Raw genomic sequence first — 413 nt, 5'->3', positions numbered from 1 at the left:
CGCTGGCGATGGCTGGCGCGTCGTCGGGATCGGCTTCCTTTGCAGCCTCGCGGCAGATGTCACGCGCGAGGTCGAACGCGGCGAGTGTGTCTTCCGCCTGCCAGACGGTGCCGGTCCAGCGATACCAGCGGCCCCATGTGGCGACGAAGCGCAGGTCGTGCCGATGCCGATCGGTGAATCGTAGGGCAAGGGCGTCGTCGGAAAACTCGGGCGCGGTGCTGGTGGACGTGCCGGTGCGCAGGCGCCTTACCTCGGCGTCGAGTGTGCTGGCGCGGACCTGAAAGCTTTTTGCGACCGCGACGCGGGCGCGGTCGTATTCGGGACCGGGGAGCTGGGCGAGGCGCGCGACCTCGGCGGCGAAGTTGAGGGTGTCGATCAATTCGCTCACCGGCCCAGCTCCATCGGCCGTGCGG

At 69.2% G+C, this 413-nt stretch carries 1 pseudogene; it reads right to left on the bottom strand.

Going from position 1 to position 413, the window contains the following annotated elements:
- Positions 1-388, bottom strand: a pseudogene (locus B8460_RS20175) (hypothetical protein); the annotation flags it as partial.
- Between the last annotated feature and the right edge of the window lie 25 nt (positions 389-413).

The sequence above is a fragment of the Acidisphaera rubrifaciens HS-AP3 genome (genome assembly GCF_000964365.1).
Lineage (GTDB): Bacteria > Pseudomonadota > Alphaproteobacteria > Acetobacterales > Acetobacteraceae > Acidisphaera > Acidisphaera rubrifaciens.
The sequence above is the reverse complement of the archived record's forward strand: the minus strand, read 5'-3'. Positions and strand labels throughout refer to the sequence as shown.